This is a genomic window from Chitinophaga sp. 05T412 (assembly GCF_056396465.1).
On sequence record NZ_JBFTLN010000060.1, the window covers coordinates 1 to 794 of the forward strand.

Consider the following 794-nt stretch of genomic DNA (forward strand, 5'->3'; position numbering starts at 1 on the left):
TGAGCAGTCGTTTGCCTCGCTGCTGGAACAAGTGAAGCATACCACGTTGTCAGCCTATGATCACCAGGAAGTACCCTTTGAGAAAGTGGTGGAAGCAGTGGTGCGTGAACGGGATGTAAGCCGTCATCCGTTGTTCCAGGTGATGTTCGCGTTACAGAACACCCCGGAAGTGCCAGACCTGGAACTGAATGGGCTGCGGTTATCACAGGAGAGCGTATCACATAGTACCACACAATTCGATCTGACGTTATCGCTGGAAGAAAGTGCAACAGGACTGAGCGGGTATATAGAATATTGCGCGGACCTGTTCACTGGCGCTACAATAGCAGGGCTGCAGCGTCACTATGAGCAGCTGCTCTGGTCTGTAGTAAATAACCCTGCCGAAGAAACGGGTTTGCTGGAGATGATGRGCGGAGAAGAAAAGACGCTGCTGGTGGAAACCTTCAATGRTACTACGGTGGCATATCCTGCAGATAAGACGCTGGTAGGCCTTTTCCGGGAACAGGCAGCGCGGACGCCAGACAATRCCGCATTGTTGTATGAAGGCGTKGCGCTTAGTTACCGGGAGCTGGAGATAAGAACGGACCGCGTAGCGGCATACCTGCAAAGCAAGGGTGTRGCGTCTGAAACGTTGGTGCCGGTATGCCTGGAAAGATCAGCGGATATGGTGATCGGCATACTGGGGATACTGAAAGCGGGCGGCGCATATGTACCTGTTGATCCGTCCTATCCGGCAGAAAGGATTTTGTATATGCTGTCAGACACGGGAGCTTCCGTGATATTGAGCAGTGCGG

At 52.9% G+C, this 794-nt stretch carries 1 protein-coding gene; it reads left to right on the top strand.

Annotated features, from left to right (window positions below):
• The coding region (locus AC1DFM_RS34655) for an AMP-binding protein (protein WP_477081362.1) at window positions 1-794 on the top strand (794 nt) is incomplete at both ends.